The following is a 21,278-nucleotide window of genomic DNA, read 5'->3' on the forward strand; positions in this document are numbered from 1 at the left end:
CGGGTTTTGGGCGCAGGTGTGTAACTGAATGCGCGGAGAGGAGGGGGTTGCGATCATGTGGGGGAGTGGTGTTGAGGAGGTTTGTGGTGAATGAGCGGCGGATGGTCAGGGTGTCGAAGTACCTCGCGCGGCATCTCAGGCATTGTCCGGATCGCATTGAGGTCACGTTGGATGCGGGGGGTTGGGTGGATGTGCGGGTGTTGCTGGAGGCTGCGGAGGCGCATGGGTTTCCGATCTCGGAGGCCGAGTTGCGCCAGGTCGTGGCGGCCAATGACAAGCAGAGGTTTGTGATAGCGGGCGACCGTATCCGGGCGAGTCAGGGGCATTCGGTGCCGGTGGAGTTGGATCTGCCGGTGATCGAGCCGCCGGAGGTGCTCTTCCACGGGACTGTCGGGCGGAATGTGGCGGCTATTCGGGAGCAGGGGTTGTTGCCGATGGGGCGGCATCATGTGCATTTGTCGGCGGATCGGGTGACCGCGACGGCTGTGGGGGCGCGGCGGGGGGTTCCCGTGGTGCTGGTGGTCGCGGCGGGGGAGATGTGGGCCGATGGGCACGAGTTCCGGGTGAGTGCCAACGGGGTTTGGCTGGTGGACCAGGTGCCGGTTGGTTATCTCCAGCTTCCGGGGTGAGGCGGATGCTAATGCCGGGGTGAGGCGCGCGCCAAGGCCGGGGCTCCTGGGGTTCACTACAAGGTCGGCTGTGGATTCCGGAGGGGGTTTGGGGGGCCGCTAACCTCGGAGGGTGAGAATCGGGGGGATCGAAGTGTGGCCGCCCGTGGTGCTCGCGCCGATGGCCGGCATCACCAGTGCGCCCTTTCGTGTGCTCTGCCGGGAGCAGGGCGGTGGGTTGTTCGTGTCGGAGATGATCACGACGCGGGCGCTGGTGGAGCGTAACGCCAAGACGCTGAAGATGATCCGCTTCGATCCCGGCGAGCGCACACGCAGCATCCAGTTGTACGGAGTGGACCCCGATGTCGTGGGCCGCGCGGCGCGGATGGTGGCCGATGAGGGGCTGGCCGACCACATTGACCTGAACTTCGGCTGTCCCGCGCCGAAGGTGACGAGGCGTGGTGGAGGGTCGGCTCTGCCGTACAAGCGGAAGTTGTTCCGGGCGATCGTGCGGGCGGCGGTGGAGGGTGCCGGCGGGTTGCCGGTGACGGTGAAGATGCGTAAAGGCATCGATGACCGGCATCTGACCTATCTGTCGGCGGGGCGTGCGGCGGCCGAGGAGGGGGCGAGCGCGGTGGCGCTGCACGGCCGTACGGCGGTGCAGCATTACGGCGGTGTGGCGGACTGGGAGGCGGTGGCGCGGCTGAAGGAGGCTGTGCCCGACATTCCGGTGCTCGGCAATGGGGACATCTGGTGCGCCGACGATGCGGTTCGCATGATGCGTGAGACGGGATGCGACGGGGTCGTGGTGGGCCGGGGCTGCCTGGGGCGGCCTTGGTTGTTTGGGGATCTGGCGCGAGCGATGGAGGGGGACGCGGGGCGGGCGCGGCCGGGGCTAGGCGAGGTGGCGGCGATGATGGCGCGGCACGCGGGGCTGCTGGCCGAGTGGCACGGGTCCGAGACGCAGGCGGTGACGGAGTTCCGCAAGCACGTCGGCTGGTATCTCAAGGGCTTCGAGGTAGGCGGCGACGTGCGCCGCGGCCTCACGACGTCCCTGTCGCTGACCGAGTTGCGCGATCGTCTGGCGGAGCTCGATCCCGGCCAGGCCTGGCCGGCGGACGCCGACGGGCCGCGGGGCAAGAGTTCGGAGCGCTCGCACGTGCACCTGCCGGACGGCTGGCTGGACGACGCCGACGACTGCGCGGTGCCCGGGGCCGCGGCGGAGCTCGACATCTCCGGGGGCTGACGGTGGCGCGCGGGCCTGGGCGGACGTAAAGCGTGAGGCGCGAGGTCCGCAAGGCTCACGCCGTACGGCACAAGCCTGAGAGATGGCGTGCCGGAATGATATGCCTTTGTGGGTCTATGTCTATTTCCAGGGGTCATCCCTGTGAGATGCGGAGATGTTGGGAAATCGGGGCGAACTTCTGGCAAGGTTGCGGCGTCTGATCATGTGGCACGTTGCAACAACCCAAGTGAGAGGGAAGTCCAGTGAAGAAGTTCGTGTATGGGTCCGTGGTCGTGGCGGGGATGCTGTTCGCCGCTGCGGCGGCGTCGCCTGCGGCGGCGTCCGCGGCGGGCGCCATCCCCAAGGGCTTCCTCCTTTACGAGCAGAAGGCTGTGACGCAGGGCAAGAAGGACCCCGAGCACCAGTGGTCGATCAGCAACAAGCTGACCGCCCGCTTCGGGGTGAACCCCTGCTCCAAGTCGGGACTGGCGATCGCCGATCGCCAGGTGGCCCGCACCATCAACTACGCCGGGGTGCCGGACTTCAAGCGCGTCGAGCAGGTCATCGTCTACGCCGACAGCGACGCGGCGGCGAGCGCGGTCAACGAGGTGCGCGCCGCGCTGCGTAAGTGCCGTTCGATCGCCGGGGGGTCCTACCGCTACAGCCAGGCGCCGGTGAAGGTCGGCGACGAGGCGGTCCGGGTTATCGGGCACAGCTACCAGAAGGGCAAGGCGCAGCTCCTCGGCGAGCGCGCGGTGGTGGCGCGGCGCGGCAACGCGGTGTTCGTCTACTCCGAGGCGGGCGAGTGGGGCAAGCCCGCGCTGAGCCATTTCAAGAGTGTGCTGGCGGACGCGAAGAAGATGTCGGCCAAGGTGTGTGGCACCGTCGCGGTCTGCGACTGACTCATGCACTCCGGGTGATTCTGCCGGACGCTGAGGATGAGCTGTGGATTACTGGGGGTAATTGTTCACGCGAAGCGGCCGGTTAAAAGCGCCTAAAGAGAGTTCGGCTTCAAGGGGATGTCGTTCAAGCAAGTAAACTGACTTGTCGGTTCGGTCGCTCAGGGGGGCGACATCCCCGTTTGAATGCCTCGCCACAGAGTGGCGAGGCGGTCTCTTTTTGGAGTTCGCGCATGACCACCGGAGAGCCCCGGCCTCATCGCACGACCAAGGTGACGCAGAAGGCGTCGATGCACCTCTTTTTGTGGGTTCTCTTCCCGCTGATCGGCGTCGGTCTCGGCGGGCTGCTGGTATTCCTGATCGGCTGGCTGGCGGACCTTCCCTGGGTGCCGTTCAAGGGGCCGATCGACCTGATCGACTCCATTCCCGACCCTTGGCTCGCGGTCGGACTGCCGGCGGCCGGGCTGCTGATCGGGCTGGTCGTGAGCATGATCACCCTCCACGAGAGCGTGTCGGTGACGATCTCCGACGACAGGGTGGCCCTGACCACCATGGGCAAGGAGCGCGCTTTTCCGCGCGAGGCCGTGGAGGCGGTTTTCGTCGACGCGAAACACCTCGTAGTGCTGGGCCACCACACGGAGGAGCTGGCGCGGGAAAAACACGAGGGCCTGCCGATTTCCCAGCTTGAGGCGGCGTTCACCGGTCACGGCTACCGATACCTCGACGGGGATCCGCACAAGGCGGACTTCCGCCGCTGGGTGCCGGATATGCCCGGCCTGCCGCCAGGCGCCGACGCACTGCTCAAAGCCCGGCAGAAGGCACTGGAGAAAAGCGACCAGTCCGACGTCCGAGACCTACGCCACGAGCTGGGCAAGATCGGCGTCGTGGTCAAGGAGGAGGGCAAGCGCCAGTTCTGGCGCCCCTCCCAGCGCCCCGGCCCCCAGAGCCTCCCCGCGAGCGACCTGCACCCCTGAGCCCGCCCGGCAGACGCCGGCCACCAGGTGTCCCGAGGTCCCCGCACACCGCAGCCGGCGGGTACGGCGAAGCCCGGCCACGGCCGGGCAGCGTGTACGGCAGAGCCCGGCCAGGCTCTGCCGTACACAGGATGGGTCAGAGCCGGTCCACCGCCGTGACGTGCACGACCGCGCGGCCCTCCTCGTCGGACGCGGCCAGGTCGACCTGGGCGGAGATGCCCCAGTCGCGGTCCCCCGCCGGGTCGTGGAAGGTCTGCCGGACCCGCCACAGCTCCTTCTCCTCGGTGATCTGCAGCAGCGCCGGCCCGCGGGCGTCGGGGCCGGTGCCGAGCTCGTCGTATTCCTCGAAGTAGGCGTCGAGCGCGCCCTCCCAGTCGATGTCCGGGGCGAGCTCCTCCAGCTCGTCGTATTTCTCCAGCGCGGACAGCTCGACCAGCCGGAACATCGCGTTGCGCACCAGCACGCGGAAGGCGCGGGCGTTGGCGGTGACGGGACGCGGCTTGGACTCCAGCTCCCGCTGCTGCTCCTCCATGGCCGCGGCGGGGTTGGCGAGCGCCTCCCACTCGTCGAGCAGGCTGGAGTCGACCTGCCGGACGAGTTCGCCCAGCCATTCGATGAGATCGACGAGGTCGTCGGTCTTGAGATGCTCGGGGATGGTACGGGCGAGCGCCCGGTAGGCGTCGGCGAGATAACGCAGGACCGAACCCTCCGAGCGGGTCAGGTCGTAGTACTGAATGAAGTCCGTGAAGGTCATCGCCTTCTCGTACATATCCCGCACGACGGTCTTGGGGCTCACGACGTGGTCGCCCACCCACGGGTGGCCGCGGCGGTAGGTCTCGTAGGCCCCGAGCAGCAGGTCCTCCAGCGGCATCGGGTAGGTGACCTCGGTGAGGAGCTCCATGCGCTCCTCGTATTCGATGCCGTCGGCCTTCATCTGCGCGACGGCCTCCGCCTTGGCCTTGTTGAGCTGGGCGGAGAGGATCTGCCGGGGGTCGTCCAGGGTGGACTCCACGATCGACACCATGTCGAGGGCATAGCTCGGCGACTCGGTGTCCAGCAGCTCGAACGCCGCCAGCGCGAACGTGGACAGCGCCTGGTTCAGCGCGAAGTCCTCCTGCAGGTCGACGGTCAGCCGCGCCATGCGGCCCTGCTCGTCAGGCTCGGCGAGTTTCTCCACGATGCCGCCCGCCAGAAGCGAGCGGTAGATCGCGATCGCGTGGCTGATGTGGCGGCGCCGCCGCTTGCTGTCCTCGTGGTTGTCGGTGAGCAGCTGGCGCATGGCCGCGAAGCAGTCGCCCGGCCGGTTGATCACCGCGAGCAGCATGGCGTTGGTCACCTTGAAGCGGGAGGTGAGCGCCTCGGGCTCGGCGTGGCGCATCTTCTCGAAGGTCTCCTCGCTCCAGTTCACGAAGCCTTCGGGAGCCTTCTTGCGCACGACCTTGCGCCGCTTCTTCGGGTCGTCGCCGGCCTTGGCGAGCGCCTTCTCATTCTCCACTACGTGGTCGGGGGCCTGGCACACCACATAGCCGGCCGTGTCGAAGCCCGCGCGGCCGGCCCGTCCGGCGATCTGGTGGAAATCGCGGGCGCGCAGGAGCCGCACCCGGTTGCCGTCGTATTTCGACAACGCCGTGAACAACACCGTGCGGATCGGCACGTTGACCCCCACGCCGAGGGTGTCGGTGCCGCAGATGACCTTCAGGAGCCCGGCCTGCGCGAGCCGCTCGACCAGCCTGCGGTATTTCGGCAGCATGCCGGCGTGATGCACCCCGATGCCGTGGCGCACGAGCCGGGAGAGCGCGCGGCCGAAGCGGGTGGTGAACCGGAAGTTGCCGATGAGCGCGGCGATGGCCTCCTTCTCCGCCTTGGTGGACATGTTGATGCTCATGAGTGCCTGAGCGCGCTCCAGGGCGGCGGCCTGGGTGAAATGCACCACGTAGACGGGAGCCTGCTGGGTGGCGAGCAACTCTTCGAGCGTCTCGTGCAGCGGCGTCAACCGGTAGGAGTAGTAGAGCGGGACGGGACGTTCGGCGTCCTTGACCACCGAAGTGGGGCGGTCGGTGCGGCGACTGAGATCCTTCTCGAACCTCGCGACATCCCCTAGCGTCGCCGACATCAGGATGAACTGCGCCTGCGGCAGCTCCAGCAGCGGCACCTGCCATGCCCAGCCGCGGTCGGGCTCGGCGTAGAAGTGGAACTCGTCCATCACCACCTGGTTGACGTCGGCCCGCGCGCCGTCGCGCAGCGCGATGTAGGCCAGGATCTCGGCGGTGCAGCAAATGATCGGCGCCCCGGCATTGACGCTCGCGTCACCTGTCATCATGCCGACGTTCTCCGTGCCGAACATGGCGCAGAGGTCGAAGAATTTCTCGCTCACCAAGGCCTTGATGGGCGCGGTGTAGAACGTGCGCACATCGCGGGTGAGCGCGGCGAAATGCGCTCCGGCCGCCACAAGGCTCTTACCGGAGCCGGTCGGCGTGGAAAGGATCAGGTTGTTGCCGGAGACGACCTCGATCAAGGCCTCCTCCTGGTGCGGATAGAGCGTGAAGCCTCTCTCGGTGTTCCACCGGACGAACGCGTCGAAGACGGTGTCGGGGTCGGCGTCGATGTCTTCGGGCAGGTAGTCGATGAGGTTCACCCCTCAATTCTGCCGAACCCGACACAAGATCACTTACCCTCCGTTGCGGAGAGGGAGAATTCTTATCCCTCTTGCCCCCTCAACCGCCGGGCGGTTAGGCGTTTTGGGGCTTCGGTGCTGTCCGTCAGCCGGTGGGGATTCAGCCCGACGGCCGGGCGGACGGATGGTCGGGTGGGGATTCGACCTGATGGCCGGGTCGGCTGACGGTCGGATGGAGACTCCGGCAGCCGGGTGGGTTGTGGGTGGCGGGCGCTGGATCTTGGGCCCGGTTCGCGATCCCGCCCCGGGGCCGGTTCGAGAGCACGCTCAAATGCGAGGCGCTGCCGTACGGAACCCTTTGTGCCGCTGGGCCGTTGGGCATGGTGATCGCGTACTTCAAAGGGTGCGCTACCGGCGATATCCGTCATGTTTCCTCATCTATGCGATGGGAACCGTTGACTAACCTGGTCTGACCGTTACAGACTTCCGGCCATGCCAGTCGGCAGACCGTGGGGGGTGAGACACCCCGGTCGCCGCACTCAGGATCCACCTCTGGGGAAGCCGTGGGGCCCAAAACCTCGCAGCCGGACCCATCTCCGGAGGTGGTGCCGCCCCCGGGGGAGCCGGGATCCCGATCCCGGTCGGGTTCATCCCTGGGGGCGGTGCTCATTCCCCGAACCGGCTTCCCCGAACCGGCTTCCCAAACCCGGTCGCGCCGGCCCCGGCACTCCCGCCGATAGCCGATAGCGGATAGCGGATTGCCGACAGCGGTAAGCACTCCCGGCAATCCCAAAAGCCCCGTCGGCAGCCCAGGCGGAAACCCCTCACGGCCCTCCTGACACGCACAGTGACGCAAGGCCCCAGTGGGCGGGACATAATGTGCGCACCTTTTCCGTGATTGAGGAGACGTCAATTGAGGGTCCACGACCTCTCCGCCGGGGACGACGTCCTGACCAGAGTCGAGAGGGCGGCCCGCCGGGCCGTCGCGGCCTACGATCTTTCCCCGTCGTCCGAGGTCACGCTGATCAACGTCTCGGAGAACGCGACATTCCGGGTCGACGACCCCGTCAGCGGCGAGCGGGCGATCCTGCGGGTGCACCGGCTCGGCTACCACTCGCTCGCCGCCATCCGGTCCGAGCTCGACTGGCTCACCGCGCTGCGGGACGAGGCGGGGGTCCGCACCCCGCGTGTACGGCGGAGCCGGGCCGGCGAGCGGGTCGTCACGGTGGACGGCACCGGGGAGGGCGAGCCCCGGCGGTGTGTGATGTTCGAGTTCCTGCCGGGCGCTGAGCCCGCCGAGGAGGGGCTTGTCGAGGGGTTCGAGGCCCTCGGGGCGCTCACCGCCCGCATGCACGTGCACGCGCGGTCCTGGGCCGCGCCGGAGGGGTTCACGAGGTTTCACTGGGACTACGAGGCCGCCTTGGGGGCCGTGGCGCGCTGGGGGCGCTGGCAGGAGGGCGTCGGGGTCGGCGGCGAGGCTTTGGCCGTGCTCGGGCGGCTCGACCGTGAGCTGCGCGGGCGGCTCGGCGCGTGGGGCACGGGCGCGGACCGCTACGGCCTGATCCACGCCGACCTGCGGCTCGCCAATCTGCTGGTGGACGGCTCGCCGACGCCGAGCGTCATCGACTTCGACGACTGCGGCCACGGGTGGTATCTCTACGATCTGGCGGCGGCGCTGAGCTTCATCGAGCACCACCCGAGGGTGCCGGAGATGATCGACGCGTGGCTGCGCGGCTATCGCACGGTGCTCGACCTCCCCGCCGAGGACGAGGCCGAGATCTGGACGTTCGTGATGTTCCGCAGGCTGCAACTGGTCGCCTGGATCGGCACCCACCCGGGCGCGGAGATCGCGGGGGAGCTGGGCGCGGGTTACACGCTGGGCAGTTGCGAGCTCGCCGAGCGCTACCTCACCGGCCGGCTGCCCACGCTCGGAAGACACCGCTGAAGGCGAAGACGCCGCTGAAGGCGAAGACGCCGCCGAAGGGGACGGCGCCGCCGAAAGCCGTGCCCCGCCCCGATCGGCGCGTGCCGTTGACCGGCCCGTGATCCGGTCTGACCATATCCTGAAGCCTCTAGAGACCAACACGAGCGGGTGACTGCGTGCCGGGAGAAACCACCAACAGCACGGCGGGCCGGACGGTTCCCGGCACAGGGGAGAAGACCGCCGTCGCCGGGGCACACCGCCGCCTCCTGGAGATGATCTCCTCGGGCGAACTCCAGCCCGGTGAGCGCCTCGGCGCCGAGCGCGAACTCTCCCTCGACCTCGGCGTGAGCCGGGCCACGCTCCGCCAGGCACTGGTCCTGCTGGAGCAGACCGGGGCCGTGCGCAGGGTTCCCGGCCGGGGCGGCGGCACCTTCGTGAGCCGCCCCAAGATCGAACGTGACCTCTCCCGGGTCGTCGGCATCCCCGCGATGCTGCGCGAACAGGGTTTCACCGCCGGGTCGCGCGTCGTCAGCGCGTCCATCACCGGCGCCGACCAGACGACCGCCACCGCGCTCTCCCTCCAGGCCGGCGACCTCGTCACCGAGATCGTCCGCATCCGTCTGGCAGACGGCCACCCCATCTCCCTGGAGAACGCCCGCTTCCCCGCGCTGCGTTTCCCCGGCCTGCTCGACATGCACCTCGGCGGCTCGATCTACGAACTGCTGAGCGAGGTGTACGGCGTGCGCCCGGGTGACGCCACCGAGCGCATCGAGGCGATCCCGGCCGGCCCGACCGAGGCCGCCGTCCTCGACATCGCCGAGAACGCCCCGCTGCTGGCCATCACCCGCACCACCCGCGACCCCGGCGGCGTGGCCTTCGAGTTCTCCCACGACCTGTTCCGCGCCGACCGCACCCGGATCCTGGTGCACACCACCGGCGTCAACCGCGTCACGGACTCCGCCCGCACCCAGGGACGCCCGGTCGACCTCGACCGCTGACGGCGGCATCGCGGGGCCCTGCCGCACTCGTTTTCCCGCTTTTCCGTGAGCATTTGCAGAAGGCGGCGTGAAAATGTGGCCCTGGGCATGGGAATTGTCCCTGGAAAAAGTCCGGACAGGTGGTTCTCCGCAACCTCGGCCAGGCCATAGGCCCTGCGCGGCAGGGCATGCCGGAAAAGCCGCGGGGACGGACGGCTATAATGCCGGGCATGGCAGACGACAGGGTTTCCGAGCTCTTCGACCCGGAAGCGTGGGTGCAAGTCGAGGGATTCAAATTCACCGACATCACCTATCACCGCACGGCCGAGAGCCGGTCCGGAAAGCGGGCGGTGCGCATCGCCTTCGACCGCCCCGAGGTGCGCAACGCGTTCCGCCCCCACACGGTCGACGAGCTTTACAGCGCACTCGAGCACGCCCGGACGAGCCCCGACGTCGGCTGCGTGTTGCTCACCGGCAACGGCCCTTCTCCCAAGGACGGCGGCTGGGCCTTCTGCTCGGGCGGTGACCAGCGCATCCGCGGCCGGTCCGGTTATCGCTACGCCACGGGCGAGACGGCCGAGACCGTCGACCCGGCGCGCGCCGGGCGGCTCCACATCCTGGAGTGCCAGCGTTTGATCCGGTTTATGCCGAAGGTCGTCATCGCGGTCGTGCCGGGCTGGGCGGCGGGCGGTGGGCACTCGCTGCACGTGGTCTGCGACCTCACCCTGGCCTCTGCCGAGCACGCACGTTTCAAGCAGACCGACGCCGACGTGGGCTCCTTCGACGGGGGCTACGGCTCGGCCTATCTCGCGCGCCAGGTGGGGCAGAAGTTCGCGCGGGAGATCTTCTTCCTCGGCGAGGCATATTCCGCCGAGCAGATGCACCGCATGGGGGCGGTCAACGCCGCCGTGCCCCACGCCGAGCTGGAGTCGACCGCGCTTGACTGGGCGTGGAAGATCATGGGCAAGTCGCCGACCGCCCAGCGCATGCTGAAATATTCGTTCAACCTGATCGACGACGGCCTGGTCGGCCAGCAGATCTTCGCCGGGGAGACCACACGCCTCGCCTATATGCAGGACGAGGCGGTCGAGGGCCGCGACTCGTTCCTGGAGAAGCGCGACCCCGACTGGTCGGACTATCCCTACCACTACTGACGCGTCACGCTCGCTGCAGGCAAAGCACACGGCCCCGCCGGGAAGAAGCGGGGCCGTGTGCTTTGCGCGCAATGTGGGTTATGCGACCATGGACGGCGAAGGTGACGGCGGAACGAGGAAGCCGGTGCGACTCCGGCGCGGTCCCGCCACTGTGATCGGCGAGCGGATCCCGACACCGCCACTGCCCGCATATGGGTGGGAAGGCCGGGACGAGCTGTGACCCGAAAGCCAGGAGACTCACGCGGTCACCTCCTCACGGAAATTGGGGCGGATCTCCCCAAGAGAGGATGGGATTGCCTGTGTCGCCGGTGCCATGTGACATTTTCGGATTGGCGGTGGCCGACATCTCCGCCATCGGCGGTTTCTTCTCCTTGCAGATCGGCCCCGCGGACACCGGGTGGCGCCCCCTGACGGAGTTGCTCGGCGACAAGGCCGTGCTGGACGAGAGGGTCACGCTGGTGGCCGACCGGCTCGGCGCGTCCGAGCGCCGGATCGCGGCGTCCATCCTGTTTCAGGGGCTCGCGGCCCGCTTCCTGTCGCCGCCGTTCGGTGTGGCCGCCGTGCACGGCCTGCTCGTGGACTTCACGCCTGACCGTCTGCACTGGCGGCCGGTGCCGAGCGGCCCGCTGCCCCTGCGGACCGTGCACGCCGATGCGACGAGGGTGTGGAGCGCACGGTGTACGGCGGACCCCGGAGACGTGACCGCCCCGCACGCCGAGAGCCCCGGTGAGGTTACGCGAACGGCCGGGCCCACTGGCCCGCACGAGGCAAGCCCCGCCGAGGTTACGCGAACGGCCGGGCTCACCGCCCCGCACGAGGCAAGCCCCGGTGAGGTTACGCAAACGGCCGGGCCCACCGGCCGCCGCACGGCGAGCCCCGGCGAGCTGGCCGAGGGGTTGTACCGCATGGTCGTGGAAGGGGTGCTGGAGCCGCTCGCCGGGACCCTGCGCGAGATCGTCAAGATCGCGCCCGGCCTGCTCTGGGGCAACGCGGCCTCCTGCGTCGCCGAGGCCATGCGCGCCGTGGAGCGTGAGCGGGCCGGGGCGGCGGAGACCGCGGGCGCGCTCGGCCGGGCGCTGCTGGAGATCGGGCGGCTGCGCGGCAACGGCGAGCTGGCGGAGCCGGCCCCCGGCCACACCTTCTTCGTACGGCGGAGCTGCTGCCTCTACTACCGCGTGGCCCCGGACGCCCTGTGCGGCGACTGCGCCCTGCTCGACCCCGAGGTGCGCCGTGAGCAGTGGGCGCGAGCCGTACGGCACGGCGGGGGAGCCGGGTGAGCGGGGTCGTCGTCTGCCGGGGATGCTGCTGCGGCACCGTGCGCAAGGTGCCGGCCCTGGATCACGATGAGCAGGTGCGGCGCCTGTCGGAGGTCGCGGAGGTGCGGGTCGTCGACTGCCTGGACGTGTGCGAGCAGGCCAACGTCATCGTCGTAAGGCCGTCACGGGAGGGGCGTGCCGCGGGCGGGCGCCCGGTGTGGCTGGGGCTGGTCAACCAGGCGGAGGCCGCGGACGACATCGCGGCGTGGGTCCGCGCGGGTGGTCCGGGATTGGCGGATCCGCCGGATATTCTCGGCCTTTATATGATTTCCCCTCCACGACGTATAAGCCCGAAGCGCTGATTTGCTTTCCTGGCTTATAGCGTTTATTTGCCAGGCTGAGTGGTCCGTCGGGCATCCTCCGACATTGACCGGGGTATCTCTCGATCCGCACCAATGATCATGGTGCCGAGAACGTCGCGCGACTTTCTCGGTTATAGAGGGATACGGGGGGAAGAGGTTGATTCCTCATCAGAAAAGCCGGATAGCCGGCCTGACACGCAGCAAGAGTCTGCGCGTCGGCCTGCTGGCCGTGGCGGTGACGACCGGCCTGTCGGGGCTGACGGGGTCGGCGTCGGGGGTAGCCGCCAAGCACAGTGCGGAGATGTCCCGGGTTGCTCCGGAGCCGGCCCCTGCTGAAGCAGCCCGGCTCGACCCTAGAACTGCGAGCAACCCTGAATGGGAAGACTGGGTCAGGCACCGGTGCTGCAAGCACAAGAAGTGCAAGTGCCCGCCCGGTCCGAGTGGTCCTCCCGGTCCGAGTGGTCCTCCCGGACCTAGCGGCCCGCCTGGACCGTCCGGTCCGCCCGGACCTTCTGGTCCTCCGGGACCGTCCGGTCCGCCTGGACCGAGCGGTTCGACCGGTCCGTCCGGTCCTCCGGGACCGTCCGGCCCGCCTGGATCGTCCGGTCCGCCCGGTCCGAGCGGCCCGCCCGGACCGTCCGGCCCGCCTGGATCGTCCGGTCCGCCCGGTCCGAGCGGCCCGCCCGGACCGTCCGGACCGAGTGGTCCTCCCGGGCCTCCCGGAACGACCAGCTGCATCAGCACCACCTTCCAGGGCAACAACAAGTTCATCGGTCTCGCGTCCGGCAACGGCACCGTGCAGATCCGTGACCCGCGCACAACGCCGCCGTGGCACACCATCACCCAGGCGCCGGCCGACGTGACCTGTGTCGCTCTGTCCACCATGGGCAACGACGTCCACGTGACCGTGCTGACCAGCGGTGGAGGCGTGGCGCAGAGCTCGTGCACCGTGAATCCCACCCCGGGCACAGGCAGCAACCCCGCCTGGCCCGGCAACTGCACCGCGTTCGTCAACCTGACACCGCCTCTCCGGGCGGCCGCGCAGCGCAACATGCAGAACACCGCAGGACGGTGATCTGACGACGGGTGGGGACAATCGTCCCCACCCGTCCGCCGTACGCTGGGCCTCCTCAGCAAGGAGGAGTTTCATTGCTAGCGGTGTACGGCAGTGCCAACATGGACGTAGTCGCCTACGTCTCCAAAGCCCCCCAGCGCGGCGAGACGGTGACCGGCAGGGCGTTCCGCACGATCCCCGGTGGCAAAGGCGCCAACCAGGCCATCGCCGCCGCCAGAGCGGGCGCGGACGTCGCCTTCCTCGGCGCAGTCGGGGACGACGCCTTCGGTGCCGGGCTCCGCCGTACTCTCGCCGACGCCGGCGTCTCCGTCGAACGCCTGCGCACGGTGCCGGGCCCGTCCGGCGTGGCGCACATCGTGGTGGACGACGGCGCCGGCAACTCGATCATCGTGGTGCCGGGTGCGAACGGCACCCTGACCGGCCCCGACGCCGGCGACCGGGCGCTGCTCGCCGGTGCGAGTGCCCTGCTCCTCCAGCTTGAGCTCCCCATGTCCGCCGTGATCGCCGCCGCCCGTGCCGCCCGCGAGGCGCGAGTGCAGGTCGTGCTGACCCCGGCCCCCGTCGTCGCCCTCCCCGCCGAGCTGCTGGAATGTGTCACCCTGATCGTGCCCAACGAGCACGAGGCCGAGGGGATCACCGGCTGCTCCGACCCGGGGAAGGCGCTGTCGGCGCTGCTCGACCTGGTGCCGGAGGCGGTCGTCACCCTCGGCGGACGCGGCGCTGTATACGGTTCGCGCACGGGTGAGCGCCTGACCGAGCCGGCCCGCCGGGTGCGCGCGGTGGACACGACGGCGGCGGGTGACACGTTCGTCGGCGCGCTGGCGGTGGCGCGGACCGAGGGGCGGCCTCCCGCGCAGGCGCTGAGGTTCGCCTCGGCGGCGGCGTCGCTCGCGGTGCAGCGCGAGGGGGCGAGCACGTCGATGCCGCTGCGCGCCGAGATCGACGAGGTGCTGGAAGCACACCGGGGCGCCTGAACAGGCCCCTGCGCACCCAGCGCTAAAGAGGCACATCCAACCCCAGGATCGGGCACCCCACCACAACCCGCCCCCCTAGGCCATGCGAAATAGGTGCTTTCGCATGGCCTTTCGTGTTTTTATCATGCACCTAATCACGTGACAACCTGCCCAGCGCCGAGTTCGGAAAAGCTCGTGGAACGCGCCAAGTTCCCCCGCTATCCCCATTAATGAGGATTCTGGCCTGGCCTGCTCTTACGTAGTGTTGGTAGGGAATCGCCACGAACGGGGAGGGCAATCAGGGATGGCTCAACACACCGGCGCACACCCCGCGGCGCCGACGCCGGACCACCGGGCCGCGATGGCCGCGGCACAGGCCAAGGTGGACGGCCTGCTCGAAGCCCTCCGGGCGGCCGGACCGCTCCCCGACCTGGGCGAGGCCCTGAGACGCCTGCACACCTCCGCCGACGAGATCCGCGCCCTGGTCGCCGAACCCGTGCGCCTCGCGCTCATCGGGCGCTACAGCTCCGGCAAGTCCCGCCTCATCGGCACACTCCTCGGCAACCCGGCTCTCCTGCCGAGCGAGTGGGACCCGACCACCGGAAACGTGACCGTGCTCAGGCTCCGGGCCGCCGACGTCGGCACCGCGATCCGCAGCGGCACCCAGGTCTGGTTTCTCACCGAAGACGACCTCAGGCAGTGCATCACCTCCATGGCCGGCTCGGTCGCCGCCATGGTGCGCGGCCTCGCCGTACCCGGCGGACCCGACCCGGCGGCCCTGGAGGCCGCCGACCCGGGCGACACCGCCGCGCTGCGCGCCTTCCTGGAGCGTGCCTGGCGGCTCGACATCAGCCCGCTGCGCACCCGCCTGGCCGAGCTCAACCGGCTGCTCGGCGCCTACGAGAACGGCAGGGACCTGCTCGGCGCGACCTTCGTCGTCGACGACGAGATCCTCCGCGAGGTGTCGGCCATCCAGCGCCGCAAGGACGCCGAGGAGTCGGCCGTGCTCCCCGCGATCCCCGTCCGGAAGGTACGGCGAGGCGACAGGTTGACCGCGGAGACCGCCGAGGCGGTGTTCGACCTGATCGACCACATCGAGATCACGGTCGACGTGCCGCACGGGAGCTGGGGCGCGACGCTCCTCGGCGACGGCGGCCTCATCTACGACTTCCCCGGCGCGGGCAACAACGAGACCGGCCTGCGCGACCGCTACCTGGCCCGCCGCGACCTGCGGCACGTCACCGTCTCCCTGGTCGCCGTCGACGCGAGCCTCCCGCACGACCACGCCCCGTTCCAGATGATCGAGGACTTCTACGTCGGCGGCCAGGCCACCCAGAGCCGCCGCGACCACGGCCGCCTGGCCTGCGGCACCAAGGCCGACCTGCTGCACGGCGACGTGAAGTGGCTCGCCCAGGCGGCAAGGCCCCTGACCTCCGCAGTGCTGGAGTCGCGGGCGGCCCACCTCGCGGCCGTCGTGCAGCAGTGCCGCCGCGCCTCGCCGGGCGGCAGGGCAGCCGAGACCCTGCTGGTCTCCGCGCACTACCACCGTGAGCCGCCCGGCGGCGACGACTACGCGGCGGCCGCGGCGGTGCTGCGCGAGGACCTGCCGTCGCACGAGGAACTCGCGACGGCGCTCGCCGCCCTCGCCGAGGACGGGGGAGTGGGCCGGCTGCGCGAAGTGATCGGCCGCCACGTAACGAAATACGGCCTGGTCCTGGCCGCGGAGAAGGTGGGCCGCCAGGTCGCGGGCGCCGCGGTGGCCGCCCGCGACATCGCCGAGCGGCTGGCCGCCGCCGACCGCAGGAAGGCCTCACCGCAGGGGCAGCTCGCCACGCGGGAGCTGCTGCGCCTGTCGGAGAAGCTCCGCACCGAGTACACCAGGTTGCAGCGCGCCGTCGAGGCCGAGATGAGCGACCTGCACCGCCGCCCCTACGGCGACGGCCGGACCCTCGTGGAGATCACCGAGGCCGCCGTCGCGCGCATGGTGAGCGACTGGCCCGAATGGGAGCCGCTATATGCGAGTGTGCGCGGCGGCGTCGTGGTGCCGGAGGAGGGCGGCCCCGACCTGCCCGCCACGACCGTGCCGTTCCGGGAGCGCTTCCTCGACGCCCACGACGAGCTCGGCGGTGTGATCGGCGCCATCGCCCGCGACGTCGTCGCCGCGTGGCGGCGCGGCCAGACCGAGCGTATGGCCGAGCTGCGCGCCTCCCTGGCCCGCACGGCCGCCGACCACCCCGAGCTGGCCGGCCCGCTGGCCAGGCTCGCGCCGTACGCAGAACTGCCGTGGGTGGCGGATGTGGAGCCCGTGGCGAGCGACGGCGGCGGCCTCGACCCGGCGGCGCGGTTTCCCCTGCGCGACTCCTACATGCTGCCGTGGCACGCCGACGCGTCGTTCACCCGCGCCGAGACGCGGGGTGCGATGCGCCACCAGATCCACGTGCGCCGCCTGCACCGCGAACTCACCGCCGCGCTGCTCGACGTCGCCACCGACCGGCTCGCCGACACCCTGCGCTCCACGGCGGCCCAGATCAAGGCCGAACTCTCCCGCCGCAGATTCCCAACCCCCGCCGAACTGCGCTCCGCCCCGCCCCGCGAGGCGGCGGGGGAGCGGCGTTCGCCCTACGCCGACCTGATCGACAAGCTGCGGAGCTTTGAGTGACGCCGGAGCCGCGCATCGCCGCCTCGGTCCCCGACGGCAGCGGCGCGGTCGTGCGGGGCATGCTCGGCGTCTTCACGCTGCGCCCCCGCGACGGGTGGTATGACCTGCCCGCGCTGGAGGTGCTCGGGCTCGGCCCCCACGGCGCGCGGTTGCAGCGGCTCAAGGTCGACGTCGAGGACGCCCCCTCACTCGACCTCGACATGGCGGTCCAGGCCGCCGTCGAACGTGTCGCGCTGCCCGAAGGCGTCGTGCGCGGCCGGGTGCGGCTGCCCGCCGTGCGCCTGCCCGCCGAGGCGATCAGCCGCCCCTGCGACCTGCGGCTGCGCTTCCGGCTCGTCTGCCAGGACGCCGATCCTGCCGACCCCGCCTACCACCGAATGAGGAAAGACATGTCGCTGCGATTCTCGCAAGACCCGGTCACGCCGCGCGAGCAGCGTCCTGCCGACGTTCCCGAGGCGCGGCACGAGGAGGCGGACCGGACCCGCGAGCTGCGTTTCGACCATGCGAACCCGCCCCGCCAGGAGGCCTACGGCCCGAACGACGCCACCCAGGTCATGTGGCGCCCCCAGGCCCGCCCGTCCCGGGATGTACGGCAGGAGCCTCCCGAGGCCCCGCCCGCCGACCAGGAGCAGGCGGTCGCCCCGAGGGAGCGGCCCGAGCAGGTCCACCAGGGGTATGCCGCCCTCGACTTCGGCACCAGCCAGTCGACCGTGACCCTGCTCGACCGGTGGCGCCCCACCCGCTCGGCCTTCCCGCCGTCGCAGACCGAGGTGCTGCGCCGCGAGGCCCTGGTCCTGCTGACGCCCGCCCCGCCCGGGCTGCCCCGCGACTGCGAGGAGGAGTGGCTGCTCATCCTCGACACCCTCGCCGACCGCATGGACGTCTACACGGGCGCCGGGGACAGCGACGACCGGCTGCGCGCCCTGCTGAACGGCGAGGCAGGCATCCGGGGCGACAACCTCCACCGGATGCTGCTGGAGCTGGAGGACATCTACGTCTACCGCGACGACGACGAGATCCGCGACTGGCTGGCGCTGCGGCTGCATCGCGCCTACGACGCGGCGTTCTCCGCCCCCGCTCTCGACCGCTGGGACCTGCACCGGGTCGTGCTCGACTCCGCCAAGGGCGGCAAGGAGATCGCGAGCCGCGTCGAGGTGCGGCAGAGCAGGCCGCTGACGGTCCGCGTCGGCGACTCGGTGCTCGCGGTCGCCTCCGGCGACGCGGCGGGCGATGTGTTCCTCGGGCTGAAGCAGAAGCTCAACGAGTTCGGCGACCACACCCTGGCCGACGGCACCGCCGTGTCCACGCTCGATCTCATCGGCGCGGCCTACAAGGACCTCATCGAACGCACCGACGCCTTCATCGCCGCCTCCCCCGACCGGCTGGGCAGCGGCGGCACCGACCAGGTCATCATCACCTACCCCACGATGGCGGGCCCCGGGGTGCGGGCGAGCCTGGAGCGGGTGGCCCGCGAACGGCTCGGCATGTCGGACGTCGAGATGCGGTTCGACGAGGCCGTGGCCGCCGCGTTCTTCTTCCTGATGCGCGACCTCGGCGGCGACCCCGCCACCGGCATCGAGGCGCTGCGCGCCCGCTCCCGCCGCCTCGGCGAGGGGCTGTGGCGGCACAACATGCTGGTCGTCGACATCGGCGGCGGCACCACCGACATCGCCCTGCTCGCCCTCACCCTGCGCGACGAGACCCCCGTCCTGCCCGGCGTCGAACCCGGCAAGATCGGGCGCAGCGGACGCTACTGGCGCATCATCCCGAGCCTGCTCGGCGCGGGAGGAGACACCCAGCACGGGGGAGACCACCTCACCCTTGAGGTGTTCCACTGGCTGAAGACCGCCTTCGCCGAGCGTGTGCTGTCGGTGTGGGGCGAACGCGGCACCGTCGCCTCGATGATGGACCTCCTGGACGAGCCCTTCGGCCGCCCCGGCACGCCATACCGCACGGGAGCCCTGCTGGAGCACGCCGTCGAGCAGGTCAACGCCATCCAGACTCTCGCGCCCCTGCCCAAGCAGGACGCCGCCACCAAGGCCCGCCACGCCCAGGTCGAACGCGCCGTGCCCACCCACTGGGAAGAGGACGCCGACCGGCGGGCGCTCTTCGACGCTTTGTGGCGGCTCGCCGAGAAGACCAAGCACGAACTCGGCGCCGCCATCGACGGCCGGCCCGGCGAGCCCTACACCCTCGACGAGTCCGACGTGGACGAGGTCGTCGTGCTGCTGGAGCGCGCCCACCCCGGCCCCGGCGGCGACCAGCTCGGCCCGATCAGCCTCGACAGCAGCGTGTTCCAGCGGCTCGCCACCAAACACGTCGAGGACGTCTGCGCCCTGGCCACCGAGGTGGCCCGCGGCAGGCTCGGCGGCCAGCCGCTCGACCGGCTGATCCTCACCGGCAACGCCACCAGGCTGCCCCTGGTGACCGGCGTGTTCGCCGAGCGGTTCGGCCGCGACGAGCAGCGGCAGCTCGTGCTCGCCCGGCTGCCGAAGGAGGTGACCGTCGAACGCGAATACGCCAAGCACGCCACCTCCGTCGGAGCCTGCTTCGCCAAGCACCTGCGGGCCTTCGTGCACGACCGGCCCAAGCACGCGGCCGACCTGCTGCTCCGCGGCGACACGGTCATCTACGTCGACGTGGACAACCTCTTCCTCGAACTCCCCTGCGGGTTCCAGCGGGTGCTGCAGGGCGACGTCACAGCGCCGGTGATGGACGCCGGCGAGTCGATGCACGTGCTCGGCGACGGGCATCGCACCCGGATCCGCCGCGAGACCGGCGCGCTCACCGAGACCTACCAGGTGGAGCGCGACGGACTGATGACCTGGATGCAGTTCAAGTATCTCGAATACCTGGAGAAGGAACGCAAGGAACGGCTGATCCCGGCCGGCTGGCAGCACGACAGGTCGGTCTGGGTGGGGCAGTCCGCGGAGATCCACACCGCCTTCGAGATCGACGAGCGCCTCCTGCCCACCTTGCACCTGTGGCGCGGCGAGCGTCCCCACTACACGATCGACGAGACCCCGGTGTGCCACCTCGACTCCGACACGGCCGGAGCCCGGCAGGCCCCCCTCGACAGGCTGACCGGCGACATCGTGGTGTCGCGCGGCCACGACGTGCAGAGCGACGGGCTGCCGCTCTTCAGCGCCACCCGCGAGGGCGAGCCGTCGCCGTTCACTGAGACGTTCCACCTCAAGGACGGCAGCGTGCGCAAAGGCATGATCGCCGGTCCGCTGCCACCGCCGATCGGCGGCGCGTGGACCATCGAGTTCTGGCCGAACGGCTCCGCCGACCGCCCCGAGGCCCTCGGCACCGTCAAGCAGCTCACCCAGCAGCGGGGCGCCGCGCACTACGTCAGCCTCGACGACGCCGGCGAACTCCGGCTGCACCTCGCAGAACCCGCCTACCGCGAGGCGGCGAACCTCAAGGAGGTCGAGGACACGCCGGGCGCGGTCCGCTCCTACCAGGTGGTTCAGCACCGCGACACGGACTGGCAGGAGAGCCGTCACCCGTTCAGCGGGCGCCAGTGAACGACCCATTCGCCGACCTGCTGCGTGTGCCCGGCTCTGAGCTGGCCAGGCGGCTGCGCGCCGGACTCGAACTGATCGACGCCGCCCTCCGGGACGGCAGCACCGCCGCGGGCGACCCGGGGGCCGCCCACTATCCGGAGGTCAGAGAGCATCTGCTGCGACTGCTCGCGCCCCACTCGGCGGCCCCCGCCCCGGCGCAGCCGCCCGCCCCCGTGCCCTCGCCCGCGGTCAGCAGGCAGATCCTGCTGCTGGAGGAGTTCGCAGGGAGCACCGCCGCCCGCGCACTCGGTCCGAGGCCCGTCCCGCACGATCCGGCGCAGGCATGGGAGAGGTTCCACCTCGACCTGCTGCGGCTCCCCGAGCCCGAGGCCCGCCCCTGGTCGCGGCGGGCCGAACAGCTCAAGGTGAGCAGGACCGCCCAGTGGATCGACCTGCCCGCCTGGGGCGACCCCGAGGTGCTCGTGTATCCGTGGCCGAAGGCCGGCGTGGCCGGGCTGCGCACCGCGCGCGGGGCGGCGCCGTACCCCGAGGTGGTCGCCGCCCTCGGCAACGCGCCCGGCGCCGCGCGCCTCGCCGTACTCTGCACGCACCTGCTCGCGGTCGCCGAGCGCGACCGCGAACTCTACGACTGGGCCTCCGGCGTGCACGACCGCATGCCGCTGCTGAGCGACCCGCAGGTGCGCGACCTGCTGCGGGGCCGGTTGCTCAAACGGCTGGAGGCGTACGGCAGAGCCGGTGACGCCGAGACCGCGCTCACGAGGTTCGTCGAGGTGGACGAGTATCTCTGCTCGGTGGTCCACCTTCCGCTCCCCGCCGGGGAAAGCTGGTGGTCGCGGCTGTGGCAGGCGTCGCGCGCCGAGCTTTTGCCGCTGCGGGGCAGGGTGCCCGGCGCCGTCGTACGACGGTTCGACGCGCCGGGCACCCGCATGGACGAGATCGCCAAGTGGACATCGGGAGACGTCCGGGTGGAGGGGCAGGACGGGCGTGTCCTGCACTGCCTCCGGGTCTACGCGGAGGTGGGAGGGAGACAGCGGCCCGGGCGCGTCATCTTCGGCGCCCGGTCGTGAC

At 70.5% G+C, this 21,278-nt stretch carries 15 protein-coding genes and 1 riboswitch; of the genes, 14 read left to right on the forward strand and 1 reads right to left on the reverse strand.

Translation table 11 applies throughout. The annotated features are described in order from the left end of the window. Positions 1-86: 86 nt before the first annotated feature. From Ssi02_RS04250 to Ssi02_RS04265, 4 genes are all read left to right on the forward strand, one after another. Positions 87-629: an RNA 2'-phosphotransferase gene (locus tag Ssi02_RS04250; RefSeq protein WP_204021168.1), complete on the forward strand. Its 543-nt coding sequence runs from the start codon at positions 87-89 to the stop codon at positions 627-629. A gap of 112 nt (positions 630-741) precedes the next feature. Then, the gene (dusB, locus tag Ssi02_RS04255) at positions 742-1,854 is read left to right on the forward strand and encodes a tRNA dihydrouridine synthase DusB (protein ID WP_275410583.1); all 1,113 of its coding nucleotides are present in this window, start codon (positions 742-744) and stop codon (positions 1,852-1,854) included. 242 nt (positions 1,855-2,096) lie between these two features. Beyond that, positions 2,097-2,735 (forward strand): hypothetical protein, encoded by a 639-nt coding sequence (locus Ssi02_RS04260; protein WP_204021169.1) that lies wholly within the window; start codon positions 2,097-2,099, stop codon positions 2,733-2,735. Positions 2,736-2,965: 230 nt separating this feature from the next. After that, the gene (locus Ssi02_RS04265) at positions 2,966-3,706 is read left to right on the forward strand and encodes a YqeB family protein (protein ID WP_239128580.1); all 741 of its coding nucleotides are present in this window, start codon (positions 2,966-2,968) and stop codon (positions 3,704-3,706) included. Between the two features lie 136 nt (positions 3,707-3,842). Here Ssi02_RS04265 and Ssi02_RS04270 read toward each other — a convergent pair whose 3' ends face one another. After that, positions 3,843-6,341 (reverse strand): DEAD/DEAH box helicase, encoded by a 2,499-nt coding sequence (locus tag Ssi02_RS04270; protein WP_204021171.1) that lies wholly within the window; start codon positions 6,339-6,341, stop codon positions 3,843-3,845. A gap of 892 nt (positions 6,342-7,233) precedes the next feature. On the opposite strand from Ssi02_RS04270, the gene Ssi02_RS04275 reads away from it, so the two are divergent. The 10 genes from Ssi02_RS04275 (at position 7,234) to Ssi02_RS04320 (ending at position 21,277) form a co-directional block, all read left to right on the forward strand. After that, positions 7,234-8,265, forward strand: coding sequence for a phosphotransferase enzyme family protein (locus Ssi02_RS04275; protein ID WP_204021173.1), 1,032 nt, complete (start codon positions 7,234-7,236; stop codon positions 8,263-8,265). A gap of 155 nt (positions 8,266-8,420) precedes the next feature. Further along, the gene (locus tag Ssi02_RS04280; protein ID WP_204021175.1) at positions 8,421-9,242 is read left to right on the forward strand and encodes a GntR family transcriptional regulator; all 822 of its coding nucleotides are present in this window, start codon (positions 8,421-8,423) and stop codon (positions 9,240-9,242) included. A gap of 209 nt (positions 9,243-9,451) precedes the next feature. Continuing rightward, the gene (locus tag Ssi02_RS04285; RefSeq protein WP_204021177.1) at positions 9,452-10,375 is read left to right on the forward strand and encodes a 1,4-dihydroxy-2-naphthoyl-CoA synthase; all 924 of its coding nucleotides are present in this window, start codon (positions 9,452-9,454) and stop codon (positions 10,373-10,375) included. Between the two features lie 71 nt (positions 10,376-10,446). Then, positions 10,447-10,634: riboswitch (cobalamin riboswitch) on the forward strand. Positions 10,635-10,710: 76 nt separating this feature from the next. After that, entirely contained in the window at positions 10,711-11,652 is a 942-nt protein-coding gene (locus Ssi02_RS04290) for a (2Fe-2S)-binding protein (RefSeq protein WP_204021178.1), read from the forward strand. Further along, positions 11,649-11,993, forward strand: a complete 345-nt coding sequence (locus Ssi02_RS04295; protein WP_204021180.1) for a hypothetical protein — start codon at positions 11,649-11,651, stop codon at positions 11,991-11,993. The genes Ssi02_RS04290 and Ssi02_RS04295 overlap by 4 nt, the downstream gene beginning before the upstream one ends. A gap of 796 nt (positions 11,994-12,789) precedes the next feature. Next, complete coding sequence (locus tag Ssi02_RS38545) at positions 12,790-13,068, forward strand: hypothetical protein (protein WP_239128581.1); 279 nt, start codon at positions 12,790-12,792, stop codon at positions 13,066-13,068. A gap of 74 nt (positions 13,069-13,142) precedes the next feature. After that, positions 13,143-14,042 (forward strand): ribokinase, encoded by a 900-nt coding sequence (locus tag Ssi02_RS04305; protein WP_204021181.1) that lies wholly within the window; start codon positions 13,143-13,145, stop codon positions 14,040-14,042. Positions 14,043-14,325: 283 nt separating this feature from the next. Next, positions 14,326-16,680 (forward strand): P-loop NTPase family protein, encoded by a 2,355-nt coding sequence (locus Ssi02_RS04310; protein ID WP_204021183.1) that lies wholly within the window; start codon positions 14,326-14,328, stop codon positions 16,678-16,680. After that, on the forward strand, positions 16,677-20,210 hold the full coding sequence (locus tag Ssi02_RS04315) for an acetate and sugar kinases/Hsc70/actin family protein (RefSeq protein ID WP_204021185.1): 3,534 nt from the start codon (positions 16,677-16,679) through the stop codon (positions 20,208-20,210). The genes Ssi02_RS04310 and Ssi02_RS04315 overlap by 4 nt, the downstream gene beginning before the upstream one ends. After that, positions 20,207-21,277: a hypothetical protein gene (locus tag Ssi02_RS04320; protein WP_204021187.1), complete on the forward strand. Its 1,071-nt coding sequence runs from the start codon at positions 20,207-20,209 to the stop codon at positions 21,275-21,277. The genes Ssi02_RS04315 and Ssi02_RS04320 overlap by 4 nt, the downstream gene beginning before the upstream one ends. Position 21,278 lies beyond the last annotated feature (1 nt).

The organism is Sinosporangium siamense (assembly GCF_016863435.1).
GTDB classification, from domain to species: domain Bacteria; phylum Actinomycetota; class Actinomycetes; order Streptosporangiales; family Streptosporangiaceae; genus Sinosporangium; species Sinosporangium siamense.